This is a genomic window from Mesorhizobium sp. C432A, from assembly GCF_030323145.1.
Lineage (GTDB): Bacteria > Pseudomonadota > Alphaproteobacteria > Rhizobiales > Rhizobiaceae > Mesorhizobium.
In genome coordinates, this window is record NZ_CP100470.1 from 4270024 (window position 1) to 4289827 (window position 19804).

Genomic DNA, 19804 nt, shown 5'->3' on the forward strand with positions numbered 1-19804 from the left:
CTGATTCGGCGTCAGTCGTCGTCCTGCGACTCGGCGATATGGCGCAGTGCCCCGGTGTCCGTGATACGCAGCCCGCCGCGTTTGATGGCAATGAACGACCGGTTGCGCCAGTCGTTGAGCGTCTTGTTGACGGACTCGCGCGTGGCGCCGAGGAACTCTCCGAGTTCCGATTGCGAGATCGGGATCCAGCCGGCGCTGTCGGCCATCACCTTGGCCAGGAAGACCAGGCGTTTGGCGAGCCTCGCCTCGATGCCGAAGAAGGCCTGGTCGCCGAGTTCGCCGCTGACCCAGCGCAGCCGGGCGCACAGAAGTTCGATCATCGCGCGTGCCAGCGGTGGATTTCTCTCAATGCGATCAAAGAGTTGTGTCCTGCTGAGCGAAACCAGCTCGCAAGCGGTCAGGCAGATGGCGGTGGCGGTGCGTGGCCGCCCGTCAAGCGCGCCGATCTCGCCGACGAGGCTGCGCGACAGCTCGATATTGGCCACCAGCTTCTGCCCGCCAGGCGAATAGATCGAGATTTCCACCGTGCCGCTCATCACCCCGTAGATCCGGTCGGCGGCGTCTTCCTGGACGAACAGATGCTGGCCGGCGGCGTAGCGCTCGGCCTTGCAGCCGCTGAACAGGATATCGAACAGCTTTGGATCGATGCGTGCTAGGCGCGGCAGATCGTTTCTGTCGTTTGGGCCGCCAAAAGCCATGTTCCAAATTCCCAATTGCCGCAATCGGCGAAGTTTAAGGGCCGAAGTCTAAGGCAAGAGTGCACCGCGTCAAAGGCCGGCGTTCATCCCTTGCGATTACGCCTTGTAAAGGCTTGGCGCAGTGGTCGCGCCCAGTGCCTGGCTCGTGCCGGGCGGAAAGCCGCCTGCACGCGCGGCGAGAGGAGCCGCGCGTGCAGGCGCCAACTGATTAAAATGGTTAGGTGATGATTAAAATGGTTAGGTGATAAAATTTCTGTAAAACCGAGCGGCCGCAATGGCCTTTCCGCCTGTTGCGATAGCTGGGCGCAAACAGCGTGAGCGTCTGTGACGGAGATCACATACAGCATCGCTGAAATAATGCGAGCGTCATACATCGCGCGAGCGACTGCGGCAAAGAGACATGCCGACGTTGCGCTTCGGTCATCTTCGACGCGAGTTGATTTGTTTCCTTGCCTGCCGGTCAGAATTGCACCAGTCTAAAATGGGGCAATACATTTCTTTACTTCGACAGAACCTTTGGGGGGCGACTATGCCGGTCAGCAGAGAGCAGCGAATCCGTCAATATCTCGATCTCGTCACCGGGGGCGAGGGGACTGAATCGGTCCTCGGCAACATGGAGACGATGGCAGGCGGCGGCCTGGAATCCCTTGCGCCTGCGGAAGCCGGCAAGACGGAGGCGGCGTTTGAATCGGCGCGCGCTGGCATGGAGAGCCTTGCGCGGGGCGCCGAAGTCGCGCCCGAGCAGCTTTCCGATCTGGAAGCCATAATCATCCCGGAGTTGCGGCCGGTCTATGACATCAAGGATGGCACCTTTACGACGCTGACTTTCGACGGCGCTCCGACACCTGGCCATTCGCTGTGGACGAAGCTTACCAGCGAGGCCGCATTGAAGCAGCGCATCGAAGCCGCCCTGCCGGCGATCGGGCGTATCGAACTGTTGTGGGACACCAATATCCCTTACGGCGGCACGGGCTTCGTCGTCGGCCGCAACCTGTTGATGACCAACCGTCATGTGGCGCAGATATTTGCGGACGGCCTTGGCGACCGCAATCTGCAATTCATCAACGGCCGCGCCGCCGGCATCGACTTCAAGCGCGATTCGGCGGCAGGAAACGTCTTCAAGATCCGCAATGTCCGGATGATCCATCCCTATTGGGACATGGCGATACTCGAAGTCGAAGGCCTGCCCGACAACATCACGCCGCTGTCGCTCGCGGTCGCCGACGCGCGCGATATGCTGCGCCAGGAAGTCGTCGCCATCGGCTATCCCGCGTTCGACAATCGCAACGCGGTCGATGTCCAGAACGAGCTCATGCGCAATCGTTTCCAGGTCAAGCGCCTGCAACCGGGCATGCTGCAGGGCGGCTTCGATACGGAGAGTTTCGGCAAGATCGTCAGCGCGGCGACACATGATTGCTCGACCACTGGCGGCAACTCCGGCACCGCCATGATCAACCTCGCCACCGGCGAGGTCGTGGCGCTGCATTTCGCCGGCCGCTATCTCGAGCGCAACTACGCCGTGCCCACCGGCGCGCTCGCCAAGGACCAGCGTGTCGTCGACCTCGGCCTCAATTTCGCCGGCGCCGCCAGCGGCGGCCCAAACGATTGGGGCGCATGGTGGAACAAGGCGGACAGCGGGTCGCCGGCCGAGGGCGTAAACCTGGTTGAAGTCGGCGGCGTCCAGCAGATCCCGGGCGTCGCCACTCAGAGGCCTCCATCCGGAGGTGTCGTCGTTTCGCCGGGCGGCAGCGTCACCTTCGAAGTGCCGTTGCGCATCACCGTCTCGCTCGGCGCAACGCCTGCCCATGAAGCGGTCACGGAATCGGTCGAGCTCGAAGCGGCCAAGTCGACCCCTCCAGGCGGCGCATTCGTTCCCAAAACGGTCGCGGACTATGCCGGCTATAAGGGCTACGACGAGAAATTTCTCTCTGGCGGCACTAAACTCGCGCCGGTCGTTGTGCCGATGCCTGAGGCCACCGACCTCTCAGTGCTGGCGCCGCTCAAGGCCGGCGGCACGCAACTCGACTACCAGAATTTTTCGCTCAAGATGCACGCCAAGCGGCGGCTGGCGCTGTTCACCGCCTCCAACGTCACCGAGGAGAGCAATCTGCGCGAGCCGGAAAAGGGCCGCAACTATTCGCGCGGCGGCCTGTTCAGCGAGCGCTGGTTCCCGGATCTGCGGCTCGACGACAAGTACCAGATCCCCGACGTCTTCTACACCCAGGATCAGGGCGCCTTCGACAAGGGTCATATCGTCAGGCGCGATGACGTAGCCTGGGGCAGCACCTTCGAGCTGCTGCTCAGGGGCAATGTCTGCTCCTTCCATGTCACCAATTGCTCGCCCCAAGTCGAGGGCTACAACCGCTCCGACAGCGGTGAGAAGAACTGGGGCGATCTTGAGAACCACGTCCTGTCGGAGGCGGCGAGCGAACGGCTGTGTGTCTTCGCTGGCCCGGTGCTCGCCGATGACGACCGAACCTTTGCCGGCAAAGGCCCCAAGGGAACAAGTCTTCGCGCGCCGGTGCCGCGCCGTTTCTGGAAGGTGATCGTGGCGCGCGTCACAGACGGGCTCGCCAGCTATGGCTTCGTCCTCGAACAGGATCTGTCGGACACGGAGCTGGAGTTTGCCGTCTCCGACGAATTCATCGGCGCCATGTACCCGCTAACCGAAATCTCCGAAATGACCGGCATCACCTTCGACAAATCGATTGTCGACGCCGACCAGTACGAAACGGTTCGTGGCGGCGAAATTGCAATGCGGGCGGGATCACGGAGACGAAAGAAGAAGGCTTAGGCTCGCGCGGCGCTGCGATGCCTTGCAGGGAACACCATGACCGAATGGACGCAATCCAAGCCGACCTCCCTGCTGCCGGCCACGCGCCCCCGAGCGGTACCAATTAGCGCCAACACAGCGGAGATCTGGATCAGCACATAGCTGACGGCGAGCCGGGCACCGGAAAGAAGTCGTTCGTCAAAAAGCCGTGATGCAGCGCTTCAAGATAGCGGCAATAATACGGGCTGGTTTTCATTCGGGGTTTTTACATGCGCACACGTCACGCCATCATGCTTGCACTTTCCGTGCTTTCCATTCCTGCCGTCTCCATCCCGGCGCAGAAGGCACGAGCGCTGGAGCCTGAAAAATACACGGTCTACTGCGCCAACGATCACATCGAGGTTTCGTTCTGGGATCTCGAGCAGATGAAGGTGCGGAACGGCTCCGATGTCTGCCAGTTCCAGAGCTACACGAGCTACTCAAGCGCCTTGAACTTCGCGCAGAAGAATTTTGGTGGGGAAGGGGCGAGTTGCAGCTGCTAGGAGTGCTGGCTTGGAGTGCGCTGTTCAGGGAAAGAAAATGGTGGGCGATGCAGGGATTGAACCTGCGACCCCACCCGTGTGAAGGGTGTGCTCTCCCGCTGAGCTAATCGCCCGCTCGTTGCCCGAAGGCCAAGCGAGCCGCGATATAAGGGAGGCAGGGTTGTGAAGTCAAGGCGATGCGCCCGCCTTCTGTGCCTGAAATAGGCGAGGGCAGGCGCTGCCGCGCACTCGCTCGTTTCGTCAGCCGGCCGCCGCAGCAATCAGCCGTTCCGCCAGGTCGAGCGTCAGCGCGTCGAAATGCGAAATCACCGCCGACGGCTCGAATTCCCTGACATGGCGGTCGGTGTAGCCGAAATCGACGGCGACCACCGGAATGCCGGCGGCCTTTGCCGTGTCGATGTCGGTCTGCGAATCGCCGACCATCAGCGCATGGTGCGGGTCGCCGCCGGCCAGCTTGATCGTTTCGGTGAGATGGCGCGGGTCGGGCTTGCGGAAGGCGAACGTGTCCTGGCCGGCGATCGCGGCGAAATGCTTTGTCAGGCCGAGCGCCTCGATCAGCGCCACCGAATTCGCCTGGTATTTGTTGGTGCAGATGGCGAGCAGATAGCCCGCCTTTTCGAAGCGGGCGATCGCCTCGACCACGCCGGGGTAGGGGCGCGACTTGCCGGGAATGTTGAGCGTGTAGTGGTCGAGGAACAGCTTCAGCAGCCTGTCGTGCTCGTCCACCGCTAGCGACTTCTGCTGCGCGGTATGCGCGCGCTCGATCATCACCCGTCCGCCCTGGCCGACAAAACGCCGGAAGCCGGCCTCGTCGACAGCGGCAAGCTCGCTGGCGGCAAGGCTGTGATTAAGGCTGTCGAGCAGATCCGGCGCCGTGTCGATCAGCGTCCCGTCGAGGTCGAACACGATGATCGGTTGGGTCATGGCCTATCCTGTGGTTGATGCATTGCAGGCAGGCGATAGCGGCTGCGCTTCTTTCAGGCAAGCCGGTGGGAGCCAAAGTCTTTGACCGTGCGGGCAAAAGTGCTAGGAGCGCGCATCCAGAAAAATCAGAACCAAGCCAAACCCCCGGGGCGAGCATGGATGCGAGGCAGTTGAAGGTCGAGGCCGCGCGGGCAGCACTTGCCCATGTCAGCGACGGCATGCGGCTCGGCATCGGCACCGGCACGACGGCCGACGAGTTCGTGCGGCTGCTGGCCGAAAAGATCGCCACCGGGCTGACCGTCATCGGCGTGCCGACATCGGAGCGCACTGCAGCCCTTTGCCGCGAACTCGGCGTGCCGCTGTCGACGCTGGAGGAAACGCCCGAACTCGATCTCACCGTCGACGGCGCCGACGAGATCGACGCGGCGCTGACGCTGATCAAAGGCGGCGGCGGCGCGCTGCTGCGCGAGAAGATCGTCGCGGCGGCATCTCAGCGCATGATCGTCATTGCCGATCGCTCGAAGATGGTCGAGACCCTTGGCCAGTTTCCCTTGCCGATCGAAGTCAACCGGTTTGGCCTGCGCGCCACCGAAATCGCGGTCGCGGCAGCGGCCAAAAGTCTCGGCCTTTCCGGCCCCGTTACATTGAGGATGACGGGGGGCCAGCCTTTTGTTACAGACGGCGGCCATTTTATCCTCGATGCATCTTTTGGCCGCATTCCGGATACAAGAGCGCTTTCGAATGCTCTCCATGCCATTCCTGGTGTGGTCGAGCATGGTCTTTTCATCGGGCTGGCGTCAGCGGCCATCATCGCCGGCGGCGACGGCATCCAAACCGTCCATGCCGCCCGAAAACCAGGGAGTTCTACCGATCATGATGTTGCATAACCGGGTTCGCAATCTTTGCGCCGTTCTGGCGGCTTCGGCCGTTTTCGCCTTCTCCTCCCCGGCGTTCTCGCAGGAGATCACGGAATCGCATCTGAAGGCGGCACGGGAAGCGGTCACGGCAATCCACGCGACCGACTCGTTCGACAACATCCTGCCGCAAGCGGCGGCCTCGCTCGAGCAGCAGCTCATCCAGAAGAACCCTGATATGCAGGAGCTGATCGGCAAGACCGTCAGCGAGAAGGCGCTGGCGCTGGCCTCGCGCCGTGCCGATCTGGAGAAGGAAGCAGCGCTCGCCTATGCCAAGGTGTTCTCCGAGAAGGATCTCACCGACATCGCCGCCTTCTACAATTCCGATGCCGGCAAGAAGCTGCTCGACAACGGCCCCAACGTGACGCGCGAACTGGTCAAGGCCGCCGACATCTGGCAGAACGGCCTGGCGCGCGATCTCGCCCAGCAGGTCGGCGAAACGCTGGCAGCCGCCGCGAAGGCCGCTGCTCCGGCCGCGCCTGCGCCGGATAACGCAACTGCCCCCGCCGATGGCGCTGCACCTGCCGACGGCGATGCGCCCGCAGACGGTGACCAGCCGGAAGCGCCGAAGAACTAAGACGTCTGATTTCGCCACCGGCATCCTTGCCGCTGGACCAGAAAGCCCGGTGGAAACCGGGCTTTTCTTTTGGCTTCATGCGGCCTACCTGTCTCAAACATTTCTTGAGGAACAGCAGCATGGCCGGTTACGACTACGATCTCTTCGTCATCGGCGGCGGCTCCGGCGGGGTGAGGGCGGCGCGCGTGGCGGCAGCGCTCGGCAAGCGTGTCGGCATCGCCGAGGAATACCGCTATGGCGGCACCTGCGTCATCCGTGGCTGCGTGCCGAAAAAACTCTATGTCTATGCCTCGCAATTTCCCGAGCATTTTGCCGACGCCGCCGGCTATGGCTGGACGGTGCCGGAGGCGAGCTTCGACTGGCCGACGCTGGTCGCCAACAAGGACCGCGAGATCGCCCGTCTGGAAGCGATCTACGAAAAGAACGTGAAAGGCGCCGGCGGCGAGACGTTCCACTCGCGCGCCATGCTGGTCGACCCGCATGTCGTGCATCTCCTGGGCGATGACCGCACCGTCACCGCCGACCAGATCCTGATCGCCACCGGCGGCCGGCCGGCGCCGCACCCGGCGCTGCCCGGTCACGAGCATTGCATCTTTTCCAATGAGGTTTTCGACCTCAAGCAACTGCCGAAGGCGATCATGATCGAGGGCGGCGGCTACATCGCCGTCGAATTCGCCAATATCTTCCATGGCTTGGGCGTCGACACCACGCTGGTCTATCGCGGCAAGGAGATACTGTCGCGCTTCGACATGGACCTGCGGCGCATGCTGCACGAAACCATGGAAAAGAAGGGGATCAAGATCCTCTGCCACGCCGTGTCGGAATGGGTCCGCAAGCGGCCGGACGGCAGGCTGGATGCGTTGGTCACCGGCGGCAAGGTGCTGACAGTCGACCAGGTCATGCTCGCCATCGGCCGCCTCCCCAACACTGAGAATATGGGCCTGGAAGGCGTCGGCATCGAACTCGGCAAAACCGGCGCCATCGTTGTCGACGAATATTCCCGCACCAACATCGACAACATCTGGGCGATCGGCGACGTCACCAACCGCGTGCAGTTGACGCCGGTGGCGATCCACGAAGCCATGTGCTTCATCGAGACCGCATTCAAGGGCAATCCGACCGCGCCCGACCACGACACCATTCCGACCGCCGTCTTCTCACAGCCGGAGATCGGCACCGTCGGGCTGTCCGAGGACGATGCCGTCAAGCGCTACTCCGATATCGAAATCTACCGCGCCACATTCCGGCCGATGCGGCACACGCTGTCGGGCCGCGACGAAAGGATGCTGACGAAGCTGGTGGTCGATGGCGCCACGCGAAAAGTGCTCGGCGCGCACATCCTCGGGCCGGACGCCGGCGAGATGGCGCAGTTGCTCGGCATTCCGCTGAAGGCCGGCGTCACCAAGGATGATTTCGACCGCACCATGGCCGTCCACCCGACGGCAGCGGAGGAACTGGTCACCATGTACAAGCCTACCTACCGCGTGAAGAACGGCGTGCGGGTCGATTGACGCCCCGCGCGCTCGATCTTGAAGAACCCCCCATGGCAGCCGCTGTTGCCACCGAGATGGGAGGCCTGAAGCTTATTACAACAAAGTGCCGCGCAGGATGACCAGCGCCACCGAGAAATAGATCACCAGGCCGGTGACATCGACCAGCGTGGCGACGAACGGCGCCGAGGCGCTCGCCGGATCGAAGCCGATCCGTTTCAGCGCGAACGGCAGCATCGACCCCGACAGCGAGCCGAAGGTGACGATACCGACAAGGGCTGCCCCCACGGTCGCCGCGATCAGCGGCCAATGCGGCCCATAATCGTAGAAGCCCATATACTGCCAGAGCGCGATGCGGCAGATGCCGACCACGCCAAGCATGGCGCCGAGTACCAGGCCGGTTGGCAATTCGCGCAACGCCACCCGCCACCAGTCACGAAGGCCGATCTCGCGCAGCGCCAGCGCGCGAATGACGAGCGAGGTCGCCTGCGAACCGGAATTGCCGCCCGAGCTCATGATCAGCGGGATGAACAGAGTGAGCACGATCGCTTTTTGCAGTTCGCCTTCATAGCTTTGCATGGCGTTGGCGGTCAGCATCTCCGAGATGAACAGCGCGCACAGCCAGCCGCCGCGCTTCTTGATCATGGCGAGGAAACTCATCTTCATGTAGGGCTCGTCGAGCGCCTCCATGCCGCCGAAGCGATGCGCGTCCTCGGTCGTCTCCTCGATCATGGTGTCGATGATGTCGTCGATGGTGACGATGCCGAGGATCTTGCCGTGGTCGACGACCGGAACCGCGAGCAGGTCGTATTTGGAGATCGTCTGCGCCAGTGTTTCGCGATCGGTAAGCGGCGTCACCGTCACCGGGGCGCGATCCGGCGCCACCGACAGGATCGGATCGTCCGGCTCGCCGGTGATCAGCCGGCGCAGGCCGGTCGAGCGCACCAGCACATGCGTGTCTGGATCGACGATGTAGATGGCGTAGACGGTCTCCCGCGTCCGCTCCACCTTGCGGATGTAGTCGAGCGTGCGCCCGACGGACCAGTCCGACGGCACGCTGACGAATTCGGTCGTCATGATCGAGGCGGCGCTGCCTTCGGGATAGCCGAGAATGGAAAGCAGCGTTGCCCGCAGCGGCGGGACCAACCCGCCGAGCAGCTCGGAGCGCGCCGGTTCGTCCAGTTCGCGCAGGATATCGGCGGCGCGGTCGACCGACATGGCGGTCAGGAGCTTGCACGCCTTGGCGCGCGGCAGCGCCTCGGCCAGATCGGAGGCGCCGTCGAGTTCAGGCTGGTCGAAGATCTCGACCAGCCGCTCGAACGGCATTTCGCAAAGCAGTTCTATCGCGGTATCGCGAGATTCCCGGTTCAGGGCCTCGACGACATCGGCGACGTGATCATTGGCAAGGATACGCGCGATAGCGACGGCATCGTCGCTTGCTACGACGGGGGTAAATTCGTTCATGGCTCACTCCTTGCCGTCCGGCGGGACGTGAGCCGTTAGAGGTCACATCGAGGCGGACGGCGGTTGCGTTCGACTACTGTCGCCAGGCATGGCGCGGTGACCTTTCTGCTCGCGGGTTCAAGTTGGAATTCAGCGAGCGGGCGCAACATAGGAGCGCATCTTGGCGAGTCAATCGCGGGGGTGGCGGAAAACAGCCGGGAGCCGGCCCAATCGCGAGACTGTGATGGTTATTGAAGGGGGAGGGAGCGAGTGCCCCGCCGCCAGTGGCGGAACGCGCTTCGGCGTGGCTGCTATTTCTGCTTCAGCCGGCGTGAAAAACGCATCCATTTGTCCTCGACCGGCCGCGGCTGCGTAAGGATGGTGGTGAGCTCGCGCGGAAGGTTCGGAACAAGCGGCCTCTTGGTGGCGACGCCGTCTGCGATCGCGACCACGCTGTGATAGAATTCCTCGCCCGAGGCCGAGCGTGGCGCCACCGCCTCGTGCATGATGCTGATCACCGTGACATCGGGACAATTGTCCTTGATCGCCTGATGGAAGGCAATCTTGCCATCGGGATCGAGCGCGCCGGTCGCTTCGTCGAGGAACAGCAGTCCCGGTTGCTGCAGCACGATGCGGGCCACCACCAGCTTCTGCTTCTGGCCGCCCGACAGCAGCTGGTCCCAGATCTTTCCCTCGCGGCTTTCATCGGCCATGTGTTCGATGAAATCGCCAAGGCCGGCCTTGTGCAGGGCTGCCGCGACCTGCGCATCGCCATAGTCGTCCTCGGAGCCGGGCAGGCACACCAGCTGCTTCAGCGACACCTGCTGCAGCTTGACCTCCTGGGCGGCATAGAAGCTCCTCACACCGTCAGGGAAGACGATGGTGCCGCGGCCATAAGGCCACAAGCCGTTGATCGCCTTGATCAGCGAAGTCTTGCCGCAGCCGGATTCGCCCTTGAGGAATGCCCACTCGCCGCGCCGAAAGCGCAGATTGGCTGCGCTCAGGAACGGCGTGGCGTCTTCACCCTGATGCGCCAGTTCAAGCTTCTGGATGGTCAGGCCGAAGACCGGGTTCTGGCTGGCATAGTGGAAGTCGGAACGGCCGGTCTGGCTGTAGAATTCCTGCGGCTGTTGGACGTTTTCAATGGCGTGCGCCAATTCAATGACGCGCTGGCTGTTGGCCCGCAAGGTGGCGAGACTCGGCATGACATGGATGAACCAGGAACATTTGCTGATCAGCGCGTTGACCTGCTCGGAACCGGTTATGTAGCCCTTGAGGTCGACGCCGTTGTGGATGAACGGCACCAGACCAGGTCCGTAGGCGACAACTTTGGCCCCGACGAAATTATAGACCGATTCGAATCCCGCATAGAGGGTGTTGACGATGTTGAGCTTCGACCAGGTGGTATCGATATCGAGATAGAGCCGTCCATGTATCGTCTTTTGCACGTCTTCGCCTTGCGACGCCGACACATGGAAACTGCGGCGCAACAAAGTGATCAGCTCGCTGCGATAGGTGCCTTCGGCCTTCTGAATCCTGACGTTGAGCCACTCCAGCATTCCGCCGAGTTTGATCGCGATCCAGGTATTGACCGGCACGTAGATGGCAACCGCCAGCAGAGCGAGGACGGCGCTGCCATAGCTGCCGAGGGCATCCAGGCCTTTTACCTCCACGGAATTCGCCAGCAAAGCGCCGCCGACAAAATAAAGTGAGGTGAAGACGCCGAACACACCTTGGGCAAGCCCGATGGCGCCGCCCGCCATGTCTTTGATGGATTCCTGCACGCGCTGATCAATGTTGTCGGGCGCTGGCGCATCTGGCGAGCCATTCTGGGCGTGGTAGTGCGTATGGTTGGTATCGAGCAGCGCCGCATTGAAACGCGCGTTCAACCAGGCGCGCCATTTGCGATGCAATGTCGCCGATACAAATTTGCAGGCGCCTATGATTCCCATGTCCTTGAACACGACCAGCAGGACAAGCAGGCCGGCATTGGTAAGCACCGATTCAAGGGGCGTGGTATTCGCGGCGTCGTGAAAAAAAGCGATTGAGGCTGCCAGTTCGCCCGCCAACACGGTAAACCACACGTCCGCCTTGCTCGACAGGGCTATGATGAGTGCGAGGACGACGGTGAGAGCCCAGGCTTCCCTCCACCGGTCCGAGAACCAGTAGGCCCGCATCAGTCCCCAGAAGGTCCGCATCGACGATACTGGCGTCAGGGGCGACGGCCCGGCGGGGGCGTCGCGGTTCCAAAGTGCCGATATTGAACGTCGCGGTCTGTCGACCCGAATCACAATCCCGCCCAAACCTTTTTTAGTTTTGTTACGGATAGTAACACCAATTGATCATTTTCTATGAATTTTATCCCGGCGAATGTGAGGCAGCCCACCCCCGTTGCTATGAGGCAACAGTTGGTGCTGCGAGACCGCCGTCTTTGGGCCCAATTTGTCCTTTGTTTCAATGTGTTGTGAGAACGCTTAGATGTGCGAAAATATTCCCTGGGGGAAGGCTCATACACGGCTTTGTGACCAAAAGGCCTGCCCGTCGGCCGGTTTTCCCACCGCGCGCTAACCGGATCGCCCGAAAAATTGCCGTCCGTGATCGCCCCAGGCCGCCCGAATCATTTCACTGGCCATCATGGTTGGGCACGCAAGATCGTCGCTCCTGTAAAGCGACTGTTCATGAGGTGGCACGCGCTTTTTAGCTGCAGCTCAACACCGTTTGACAATCAAGCGCACTGGAATGAACCTCGTCGGGCACTGTCGGCACCAATGCATGTCCGGTCCCCAACAAGGAAGCTCCCCAATGCTTGCACACGCCGCCGCTCCCGCGATCCTGTCGCTCTTTGCCTGGCTGCCTCTGGCGCATGCCGGCAGCCAGACCATTGCGGCAAGCGCCGAAGGGCAAATCGAGTTCAATGGGCCGTCCGGCAACATCGGCTGCATCTACACGCCGAAGGGCGGCACCAGCACCTACGAGCCACAGGATGGCGGTCCGGAACTGAGCTGTTCGCGCGTCGAGCCCAGCTACGTCACCGTGATCCTTGGGCCGAACGGCCCGGCGACATTGATCAAGAATCCGGGAGAGCAGGGCTGCTGCAGCGATGTCGCGAAGCTGGCCTATGGCAACAGCTGGAGCAAAGGGCCGTTTACCTGCCAGTCGTCAACCAAGGGACTGACCTGCACGGGCAGCAACGGGCATGGCTTCTTCCTCAGCAAAGCCAAGGTGACGGTGAAATAACTTCGGTCAGCCGGCCTTTTCCAGCTCGCCCTTGGCCTTTGCAGCCGCGACCTGGCGGATGGCATCAGTCAGCGTGTCGGCGTCCTGCGCGCCCATGACGGCGTATTTGCCTTCGAGCAGGAAACACGGCACGCCGGTGATCCCCATCCGCGATGCCGTGGCGATTTCTGTGCGCACCTCCTCGACGTCGGCATCGGTCGGCAACAGCGGTTCGACCACGGCAGCGTCCATGCCTGCCTCGCGGGCGGCATCGACCAGCACGGCGTGGTCGCCAATATTGCCGCCTTCCTCGAAATACAGCTGGAACAGCCGGCGCACGAGCCGGTTCTGCACGGCTTCACCGGCGGCACCGGCCCAGCGGATGACACGGTGCGCGTCCAGCGTGTTGGCGGCGACCTTGATGGCGTCGAAAGCGAAATCGATGCCTTCGGCTTCGCCGAGCGGCTCTATGCGGGCATGCATCTGACGGATGCGCTCGTCGCTGCCGAATTTGGCCAGCATGTATTCGCGCCGGTCCTTGCCCTCGAGCGGGATGGTCGGGTCGAGCTGGAACGGCCGCCAGCGCACATGAACCTCAACGTCGCCGGCAGCGGCAATCGCTTTATCCAGCCGCTTCTGGCCGACGAAGCACCAGGGGCAGACGACGTCGGAAACCACGTCGACCGTAATGGAATTGTCATCGCTCATCTTGATCTCCTGCAGCCGAGCGTTTTACCGAGCATGATCTCGGCTACGCTCAGTTCGGCTTGCGCCACCATGTCGGCCATTGATAACCGAATATGGGTGTCTTTTTGGGATGATCCAGGTAATTCCAGTAAGCGAGCCATTGCTGCGCGTTGTACTGCATCGGCACCATGTAATTGCCGGAGATCAGCAATCGGTCGAGCACGCGCACGGCGGCGACATAGTCTTCCTTGGTCCGTGCTCTCAGCATCGCGTCGATCGCCGCGTCGACCGCCGGATCGGCGACGCCGGCCAGATTGAATGAACCTTCTCTTTTGGCCTCTGAAGAACCCCAGCGAAGGTTCTGCTCCATACCGGGAGACAGCGAGTTGCTGAACCCGCTCGACCCGACAAGAACCTCAAAGTCGAAACGCTGCTTGCGCGACTGGATCTGGTCGGCCTCGAGGCTGCGGATGGTCACCGCGATGCCGATCTTTTCCAGCGAGCGCTGATAGATGGCGGCAAAGCGTTCCTCGTCCTGCGACGCCGTCAGGATCTCGAAACCGAACGGGTTTCCCTTGGGATCCAGCAGGACGCCATCCCTAACGGCGTAGCCCTGGCTCTTCAGCAGGTCGAACGCCAGCTTCAGCACCTTGCGGTCCTGGCCGGTGCCGTCATTCACCGGCGGGCGCCAGCTGCCGTCCATGACATCGGCCGGCACGCGGCCGGGGTAGGGCGCCAGCAGCGCCTTTTCCCTGTCGCTAGCGGGATGGCCGAGCGCGGAAAGTTCGGAATTCTGCCAGTAGCTCATCGTGCGCGTGTACTTGCCGCCGAACAGGTTCTTGTTGGCCCATTCGAAGTCGTAGAGCATGCCGAGCGCGCGCCGCACCTCCGGATTGGAAAACTTCTCCAGCCGCGTGTTGAACAGGAACCCGGTCACCACGGGCGGTATGCCGGTGTCGAAGGTCTCGGCGATCACCTCGCCGCGATGAAAGGCGGGAAAATCGATATCGCGCTCGCGCTTGACCGGATCGCCCTCATCGTAAATGGCGCAGATGCCTTTCTTGAACGCTTCCGTCTTGGCATTGGCGTTGAGGAAGTACTCGATGGTGATCTGGTCGTAATTGTCGAAGCCGCGCTTGGAAGGGATGTCCTTGCCCCAGTAATTCGGGTTGCGCTTGAACACGATGCGCTGTCCCGGCTGCACCTTGTCGATGATGTAGGGACCGCTGCCGATCACCGGCTTCAACGTCGTCTTGTCGAAGGTATCCTTGTTGAAGGCGTGCTTTGGGATGATCGGCGTCAGCGCGATGATCAAGGGGGTCTCGCGATTGGCCTTGTCGTTGAAGGTGAAGCGCACGCTGTGATCGCCGGTCTTTTCGAGCTTGGCGATCAGGCTCATGCGATCCCTGTAGGGCGGGCGGCCCTTGTCGGTGAAGACATCGTAGGTGAACAGCACGTCATCCGGCGTCACCGGGTCGCCATCGGACCACTTTGCATTTGGGTTGAGATGGAACTCGATCCACTTGCGCTCGGGATCCATATCGGCTGTGTCTGCGAGCAGGCCATAGAGGCTGAAGGCCTCGTCGTAGTTGCGCATCATCAACGGCTCGAAGACGAGATTGCCGAAAATGAGGTCCTGCATGCCGCGCGCCGTGGTGCGCAGGCTCTTCAGGATGAACGGGTTCAGATTGTCGAAGCTGCCGACGACGCAGTAAGTGATGTTGCCGCCTTTCGGCGCATCGGGATTGACGTAGTCGAAATGCTGGTAGTCGGCTGGCAGCGCCGGCTCGCCCTGCATGGCGATGGCATGTTTCGGTTCCGACATCGCCACGCCGGGTGCAAAGGCGAAGAACGAAATTGCGGCGATCAGCCAAACAAGAATGCGGCCCATGACCGTCTCCTTACTGGGCGGCTTGATGATTCGGAGTGCACCCTAACATGGCCCCGCGGCGCTCCGGCCAGATACATCAACCCAAATCGCACGACCCAAATTGCGAGGCCAAGAATTGCAGGCGGCGGGCTGGATTCGGCTGCTCATGCAGTGTAACACGCGCTCCGAAGTCATTCTGTTGCCTCAATTCGGCAACAGGTAGCAGGACCACACGGCGCGAAGAAGCCGGTCCCGGGATCATTTGAGAGGAAATGCACGACATGACGAGCCTGAACAGCAACGCATACCGCCTTTCGGTCCTGGCCGCGGGCGTGGTCGGCTTTCTGGGCGCCGGACTTCCCACCGCTTCGGCACAGCAACAGATTCCGCAGGGTTGGTTCAAGGCCTGCACCAAGCAGGAAGATGTCGACATCTGCAATGTCCAGAACATCATCACTGCCGGCAACGGCCAGTTCGTCACCGGCGTCAGCCTGATCGAGTTGAAGGGCAAGGTAAACCGCAAGGTCTTCCAGGTCACGGTTCCCCCAGGTCGCCTGGTGCCCCCCGGCATCGCCCTGCAAATAGACGCCGGCAAGGCGACGAAGCTGGATTATGTCATTTGCTTCGCCGACCGTTGCGTTGCCGAAGTGCCGCTGACCGACGCGCTCGTCGCGTCCTTCAAGAAGGGACAGGCGATCACGCTGACCTCGATCAACTTCCAGAGTCAGCCAAATCCAATCAAGGTTGCCTTGACCGGCTTCAGCGGCGCCTTTGACGGCGCGCCGCTGCAGCAGTCGGACATCGAGGATCGGCAGAAAAAACTCCAGGATTTCGTCGTCAAGAACAACCAGGACTTCGCCAAGAAGCTCAAGGACGAGCAGGCCAAGGCCAAAGCCGCCAACTAATCGCCGGGACAGATACCGGAGCGACAAAAAGCGGGGTCATGCCCCGCTTTTTTGTTGTCGTCACGTCGATGCAAGGTGATGTCAGTGTCTCGACTGGCGTTTCGGCTCATAGCGTCCGTCCGGCCGCTTGTCGAACATCTCGCCGATCTGCGGATGCCGGACCGGTTCGCCCGATTGATCCTCGAGCAGATTCTGCTCGGAGACATAGGCAATGTATTCGGTTTCCGAGTTTTCAGCGAGCAGATGGTAGAACGGCTGGTCCTTGCGCGGCCGCACGTCGGCCGGGATGGCTTCGTACCATTCGTCGGTGTTGGCGAATTGCGGATCGACATCGAAAATGATGCCGCGGAACGGAAACAGCCGATGACGAACCACCTGTCCGATCGAAAATTTGGCCGTTTTCATCATACTCACCACTAAGCCTCTAGAGCGCCCGGCGTCCCCTCGAATGTGCGAAGAGCGCTCTAAGACTTTGAATTTACACACACCGTGGCCAAAAATCGAGCCCGACTTAGGTCTGGGATCAGGCTTTATTTGGCGCAGATAGCGTGTCAGTTCAATGCCGAAGCGCTTGACGCCCGATGAAGCTACGGGCTAGCCCGGTCCAGGGGTTTCGGGCCAGGGCAAAAATGTCTGACGTCGTCGGTCTTGTTCTTCCGTTCTTCGGGCTGATTTTCATCGGCTTTCTGGTCGCACGCATGACCAGGCAGCCGCTGGAGGCGCTTGGCTGGATGAACACTTTCATCGTCTATGTCGCGCTTCCTGCCCTGTTCTTCCAATTGCTGGCCCGCACGCCGTTCGAACAGTTGACCGAATGGCGCTTCATCTTCGGCTCGGTATTTTCCACCTACACGATCTTCTCGATCATGTTCGTATGGTCGGTGACGGCGTCGCGCGGCGAGATCGCCCAGTCGACGATCAAGGCGCTGGCCGCGGCCTACGGCAATATCGGCTATATGGGGCCGGGGCTGGCGCTGCTCGCCTTCGGCGAACAAGCGGCGGTTCCCGTCGCGCTGATCTTCTGCTTCGAAAATATCATGCATTTCGCCATCGCGCCGATGATGATGGCGCTGTCGGGCGACGACAAGACATCGCCGTGGCGGCTCATCCTCGGCGTAGTCAGGAAAATCGTCCTGCACCCGTTCATCATCGCGACCGCGCTTGGCGTCGGCGCCGCCTATCTCGGCTTTCACCCACCGCAGCCGGTCGATCGCCTGCTCGAATATCTGTCTCGGGCGGCCGCCCCTTGCGCCCTGTTTGCCATGGGCGTGACGCTTGCGCTCCGGCCCCTCAACCGCGTGCCGCATGAGTTGGCGTCGATCGCGGCGCTGAAGCTGATCCTGCATCCATCGCTCTGCTACGTCGTGCTGAGCTGGATCGGGAACTTTTCCGAAATCTGGGTTTTTTCAGCCGTGCTTTTGGCGGCATTACCGACTGCAACCAACGTCTTCGTCATCGCCCAGCAATATGGCGTCTGGGTGCAACGCGCCTCGGCCAGCGTCATGATCACCACCTGTCTCTCGGTGCTGACGGTGACCGGGCTGCTCTACATGATCCGCCACGGCATCTTACCGCCGGACCTGTTTCCCTGAACCGCCGGTAAGCGCCGCAAAGCCGCTGCCCGGCCTCAAGCCTTCGCGCATGAAAAAGGCGCGCAGCGGCGCGAAACTGCCGAGCACATTGAGGCCGGCGCTGCGTGCCATCTGCGCCGGCAACATGTCCGACAGCAACGACATGTTAAGCAGATTGACCGCGCCCGAACGCGCCAGAACGTCGGGACGGCGCCTGGAATCATAGGCGGCCAAAGCCCTTGCGGCGCCAGGGTCGCCGCGATTTTCGCGTGCGATTCCAATCAGATCCTCAACGTCCCTGATGCCGAGGTTGAGACCTTGGGCTCCGATCGGCGGGAACACATGTGCAGCCTCGCCGACCAGCGCCACACGGTTTTGCGCGAAGCGCCCCGGTGATGCCGCTGAAAGCGGGTAAATTTGTCGGCCGGGCTCAACCGACACCCGGCCCAGCATCGACTGCATCTGCTGCTCGACACGCTCGGAAAGTGTCACGTCATCGAGTGCGGCGAGGTCCTTCGCCGTCTCCGGTTTCACCACCCAGACGAGGCTGGAGCGGTTGCCGGGCAGCGGTACCTGGGTGAACGGCCCGGTCTCTGTGTGGAACTCGGTCGAGGTGAAACCATGCTCGCTGCGATGGCCGAAATTCAGCACCAGCGCCGCTTGGCGGTAGGATCGCACCGAGGCCACTATGCCCGCCGCCTCACGCGCCGGCGACAGGCGCCCATCGGCAGCGACCGCGAGCGAGGCCGAGACTTCGCGGCCATCAGCCAAAACGGCATGCGCCTGATCGGCGTCCAGACGCCAACTCTCGACCATCGACGTCAGCCATTCGATGCCGGAATGTGCCGCGACGGACTTGGCCAGCGTCGGGTTCAGCTCACTGTTGGGCAGGTTGAGCCCGAACTGCTCCTCGCCGATCTCCATGGCGCGAAAAGTCACCACCGGGCTGCGGATCAGCCGGCTGGTCGCATCGACGATGCGCATGACCTTCAGCGGCGCGGCCTTCGGCGCAAGTTCGGCCAGCACGCCCAGCCGATCGAGAACCTTGAGAGCAGGGTTCATCAGCGCCGTGGTCCGGCCATCGGGCCCGCCTGCTTCGGGTCCGACCAGGGTTACCGGAAAGCCCGCCTCGGCGAAACCGAGCGCCGCGATCAGTCCGGCAGGGCCGCTGCCGGCTACCAGTATCCGTGCTGTCTCGCGATGATCCAAATTGGACTTCCAGTTTGCGATGCAGGTGTCTACCCATGGATATAGGTCAGACCATGCGGCTTGATCAACGCGGCGATTAGGCTCATTCGGTTGTCATGACCGGCCAGCAGGACGATTTCAGCCATCTCGACCGCGCCGGCCGCGCCACGGCAAGCCTGGCCCGCAGCCCCCGCCTGACGGTCAACATCGCCATCGTCGGCGGCATTCTGCTCGCCTGGTTCATTCTCGGCGCCATGGCGATCCGCGGCGCCGAAGGCCGGCTCCCCGGCGTACCAGGCGATGTGGTCCTGCGATATCTGCCGCAACTGCCGCTGCCGGATGTCCTCGACCGCTTCTTCGGCATGTGCCTGATGCCCGCACCACTTGATGCCGGCGGCGCACCGGTTCTGGCGCTGATCGTGATGTGGTTTTTGATGGCCGTGGCGACGATGCTGCCGTCGGCGGCGCCGATGATCCGTACCTATTGTGAAATCGCCGACACCGCCCGCATCAAGGGCGAGCCGGTGGCCCACCCGCTGGTCCTGGTCGCCGGCTACCTCTCGACATGGCTTGTCGCCTCTATCGGCTTCGCGGTGCTGACGTTGCTCGTCCACGCATTTGCGTCCTCCGCTCGATTGCTCGATGCGGTGAGCGGCCTTGCCGCGGCGGCCGCGCTGCTGGTTGCCGGCCTCTACCAGTTCAGCAGCCTCAAGCAGGCCTGCCTGACAGAATGCCGGAACCCGTTCTCGACACTGTTTTCCAACTGGAGCGCGGAGCCGGGTGGCATCTTCCGGCTAGGGCTGAAGCAGGGCCTGTGGTGCCTCGGCTGCTGCTGGGCGCTGATGCTGGTGATGTTTGCCGTCGGCGCGATGAACGTGTTCTGGATGGCGCTGATCGGCCTGTTCACCTTGATCGAAAAACAGACCACCGGCAGCCTTCCAACCCGAGTGGCCGGTGCGATACTGCTTGTCTGGGCAGTCGCCCTGCTAGTAGTCTCGGCATGACG

17 protein-coding genes and 1 tRNA gene are annotated in these 19804 nt (G+C 62.1%); 9 read left to right on the forward strand and 9 right to left on the reverse strand.

The annotated features are described in order from the left end of the window. Positions 1 to 11 precede the first annotated feature (11 nt). Positions 12 to 698 carry a Crp/Fnr family transcriptional regulator gene (locus NLY33_RS20770; protein ID WP_023706835.1) on the reverse strand — a complete coding sequence of 229 codons (687 nt, stop codon included), beginning with the start codon at positions 696 to 698 and terminating at the stop codon, positions 12 to 14. A 400-nt stretch (positions 699 to 1098) separates the two neighbouring features. Between NLY33_RS20770 and NLY33_RS20775 the strand changes: the two genes are divergently transcribed. Together NLY33_RS20775 and NLY33_RS20780 are read left to right on the forward strand one after the other, a co-directional pair. After that, on the forward strand, positions 1099 to 3492 hold the full coding sequence (locus NLY33_RS20775) for a DNA/RNA non-specific endonuclease (protein ID WP_286438855.1): 2394 nt from the start codon (positions 1099 to 1101) through the stop codon (positions 3490 to 3492). Positions 3493 to 3740: 248 nt separating this feature from the next. After that, positions 3741 to 4013 carry a hypothetical protein gene (locus NLY33_RS20780; RefSeq protein WP_023706833.1) on the forward strand — a complete coding sequence of 91 codons (273 nt, stop codon included), beginning with the start codon at positions 3741 to 3743 and terminating at the stop codon, positions 4011 to 4013. A 38-nt stretch (positions 4014 to 4051) separates the two neighbouring features. Here NLY33_RS20780 and NLY33_RS20785 read toward each other — a convergent pair. Beyond that, positions 4052 to 4126, reverse strand: a tRNA-Val gene (locus tag NLY33_RS20785). A gap of 127 nt (positions 4127 to 4253) precedes the next feature. Then, positions 4254 to 4937 (reverse strand): phosphoglycolate phosphatase, encoded by a 684-nt coding sequence (locus tag NLY33_RS20790; protein WP_023706832.1) that lies wholly within the window; start codon positions 4935 to 4937, stop codon positions 4254 to 4256. Between the two features lie 155 nt (positions 4938 to 5092). On the opposite strand from NLY33_RS20790, the gene rpiA reads away from it, so the two are divergent. The 3 genes from rpiA (at position 5093) to gor (ending at position 7939) form a co-directional block, all read left to right on the forward strand. Next, positions 5093 to 5824 carry a ribose-5-phosphate isomerase RpiA gene (gene rpiA / locus NLY33_RS20795; RefSeq protein ID WP_023706831.1) on the forward strand — a complete coding sequence of 244 codons (732 nt, stop codon included), beginning with the start codon at positions 5093 to 5095 and terminating at the stop codon, positions 5822 to 5824. Further along, positions 5811 to 6428, forward strand: a complete 618-nt coding sequence (locus NLY33_RS20800; protein ID WP_023706830.1) for a DUF2059 domain-containing protein — start codon at positions 5811 to 5813, stop codon at positions 6426 to 6428. The genes rpiA and NLY33_RS20800 overlap by 14 nt, the downstream gene beginning before the upstream one ends. 119 nt (positions 6429 to 6547) lie before the next feature. Beyond that, entirely contained in the window at positions 6548 to 7939 is a 1392-nt protein-coding gene (gene gor / locus NLY33_RS20805) for a glutathione-disulfide reductase (protein WP_023682513.1), read from the forward strand. Between the two features lie 75 nt (positions 7940 to 8014). Here the strand turns inward: gor and mgtE are convergent, their stop codons facing one another. Both mgtE and NLY33_RS20815 read right to left on the reverse strand, forming a co-directional pair. After that, positions 8015 to 9382, reverse strand: coding sequence for a magnesium transporter (mgtE, locus tag NLY33_RS20810; protein WP_023706828.1), 1368 nt, complete (start codon positions 9380 to 9382; stop codon positions 8015 to 8017). A 290-nt stretch (positions 9383 to 9672) separates the two neighbouring features. After that, the gene (locus NLY33_RS20815) at positions 9673 to 11559 is read right to left on the reverse strand and encodes an ABC transporter ATP-binding protein/permease (protein ID WP_023706827.1); all 1887 of its coding nucleotides are present in this window, start codon (positions 11557 to 11559) and stop codon (positions 9673 to 9675) included. Between the two features lie 604 nt (positions 11560 to 12163). On the opposite strand from NLY33_RS20815, the gene NLY33_RS20820 reads away from it, so the two are divergent. Further along, positions 12164 to 12598 carry a hypothetical protein gene (locus tag NLY33_RS20820; RefSeq protein WP_023706826.1) on the forward strand — a complete coding sequence of 145 codons (435 nt, stop codon included), beginning with the start codon at positions 12164 to 12166 and terminating at the stop codon, positions 12596 to 12598. 6 nt (positions 12599 to 12604) lie between these two features. On the opposite strand, the gene NLY33_RS20825 is transcribed toward NLY33_RS20820, so the two are convergent. Both NLY33_RS20825 and NLY33_RS20830 read right to left on the reverse strand, forming a co-directional pair. After that, positions 12605 to 13285, reverse strand: coding sequence for a DsbA family oxidoreductase (locus NLY33_RS20825; protein ID WP_023706825.1), 681 nt, complete (start codon positions 13283 to 13285; stop codon positions 12605 to 12607). 49 nt (positions 13286 to 13334) lie between these two features. Further along, positions 13335 to 15155 (reverse strand): extracellular solute-binding protein, encoded by a 1821-nt coding sequence (locus NLY33_RS20830; RefSeq protein ID WP_023706824.1) that lies wholly within the window; start codon positions 15153 to 15155, stop codon positions 13335 to 13337. Positions 15156 to 15415: 260 nt separating this feature from the next. Between NLY33_RS20830 and NLY33_RS20835 the strand changes: the two genes are divergently transcribed. Then, the gene (locus NLY33_RS20835) at positions 15416 to 16039 is read left to right on the forward strand and encodes an invasion associated locus B family protein (protein WP_023668972.1); all 624 of its coding nucleotides are present in this window, start codon (positions 15416 to 15418) and stop codon (positions 16037 to 16039) included. Positions 16040 to 16120: 81 nt separating this feature from the next. On the opposite strand, the gene hspQ is transcribed toward NLY33_RS20835, so the two are convergent. Then, positions 16121 to 16444: a heat shock protein HspQ gene (gene hspQ / locus NLY33_RS20840; RefSeq protein ID WP_023668971.1), complete on the reverse strand. Its 324-nt coding sequence runs from the start codon at positions 16442 to 16444 to the stop codon at positions 16121 to 16123. Positions 16445 to 16668: 224 nt separating this feature from the next. On the opposite strand from hspQ, the gene NLY33_RS20845 reads away from it, so the two are divergent. Continuing rightward, entirely contained in the window at positions 16669 to 17631 is a 963-nt protein-coding gene (locus tag NLY33_RS20845; RefSeq protein WP_023706823.1) for an AEC family transporter, read from the forward strand. Here NLY33_RS20845 and NLY33_RS20850 read toward each other — a convergent pair. Beyond that, entirely contained in the window at positions 17608 to 18819 is a 1212-nt protein-coding gene (locus tag NLY33_RS20850) for a UbiH/UbiF family hydroxylase (protein WP_023706822.1), read from the reverse strand. The two genes, NLY33_RS20845 and NLY33_RS20850, sit on opposite strands and share 24 nt — an antisense overlap. A gap of 95 nt (positions 18820 to 18914) precedes the next feature. Between NLY33_RS20850 and NLY33_RS20855 the strand changes: the two genes are divergently transcribed. Then, positions 18915 to 19802, forward strand: a complete 888-nt coding sequence (locus tag NLY33_RS20855) for a DUF2182 domain-containing protein (RefSeq protein ID WP_023682520.1) — start codon at positions 18915 to 18917, stop codon at positions 19800 to 19802. Positions 19803 to 19804 lie beyond the last annotated feature (2 nt).